Here is a 1,283-nt window from a genome sequence, read left to right as displayed (position 1 = left end):
TACGCTAAAACCGGCAGGCACAAGGCCTCCGCGCACCGCCCGCCATAGCCGGCCGACGGATTGCCAGCCGGCACCACCTGATGGGTGATGCCGGCTGGCAAGCGTTTACTTCAGCGTAGAACCGGGGTTTCGAATCCCGACCACCGATGCACGGTGGCACGGCAAGGAATACGCGGACCTATGCGTGATGCCAATGCAGTAAGGCCGATGCCGACACCACTTTCAACATTTTCAGAATCGTTGCATACGGCGCAATGAGGCTGGAACGTTGCGCTGTAAGGCTGTCGGCGATGTCGGCGGTCCAAGCCTGACCAGTGTCGGCATCCGCCCGGCGGAGCCATGAGCGAGGCGGATGCGACAGGATTGCCAAAGGCTGCCAGACGTCAGTAGCCCTTCAACGCGGCCTTGGTCCGCTCCAGCCATGCGGCATTGTGGCTGCGCGCATGGCGCGACCAATGCTGGGCATCGTCGATGATGCTGGCGAACAGGCTGCGAGCCTGCTCACGGTCAGCAGGCTGCGGTTGTGCCATCAGCCACTCGGCGTACAGGCAGCGGGCGGCCGCATCATTTCCACATTCCACGGCGCGCTCGAACGCGGCGCGGGTGCCAGGTGCCTGTGCAGCAGCCAGCGCCTGCGCATGGAGCAGGGTCTGTTCCGGCTTGCGGCGCACGTCCGGGTGGCGGGCGAACAGGCCGTCCAGCGTCTCCACTGCAAGTGCGGCATGCCCGGACTCGAGGCGGGCACGCGCCAGGCCGGTAAGGATGTAAGGGTCGTCGCCCAGTGGCGAGCTGGCCGCCTGCTCAAGCAGAGTTCTGGCTTCCTCCGCCTGGCCGGCATCCAGCAGCGTCATGCCAAGACGAACCCGGTTCTGCACGGTGGGCGTTCGCGACAGCTCAGCGCGTGCGTTGCGCAGGTCCTGACCCGGGTCCATGAGCTGCTTGGCGGAGCGGATTGCCTGCCGCGCTCCGCGCGAGTTGCGGGCTTCCGGGAAGTAGATCGCAAGGAAGTAGACGACGCTGCCGAGCAGCGGGAACGAGAAGAGCAGGATGAGCCAATAGAGGCTCTGACCCGAGCGGATGGCGTGCACCGCGAAGTAGATGGCCGCCAGTACGTGGAGTCCGATTCCGATGTAGGGCATGTGCGCGCCTCGTCCTTGTAAGGGGTGGCACTATAGTAGGCGTGGGGTGGGGCGCCAATGGGGTGGGCGCGACCCGGCGTGACGCGTGACGCGAATTGCTGTCTGTGAGACACAACGGAGGCTGCCGAGGAGCTTCGGCGTGTG

The 1,283-nt window shown here is 65.4% G+C and carries 1 protein-coding gene; it reads right to left on the bottom strand.

Translation table 11 applies throughout. The annotated features are described in order from the left end of the window. Positions 1-383 precede the first annotated feature (383 nt). Entirely contained in the window at positions 384-1,139 is a 756-nt protein-coding gene (locus QRO95_RS25210) for a tetratricopeptide repeat protein (RefSeq protein WP_049401576.1), read from the bottom strand. Positions 1,140-1,283 lie beyond the last annotated feature (144 nt).

Origin of the sequence: Stenotrophomonas maltophilia group sp. Smal13, assembly GCF_030236855.1 — a bacterium.
In the GTDB taxonomy this organism is placed as follows: Bacteria; Pseudomonadota; Gammaproteobacteria; order Xanthomonadales; family Xanthomonadaceae; genus Stenotrophomonas; species Stenotrophomonas maltophilia_A.
The sequence above is the reverse complement of the archived record's forward strand: the minus strand, read 5'-3'. Positions and strand labels throughout refer to the sequence as shown.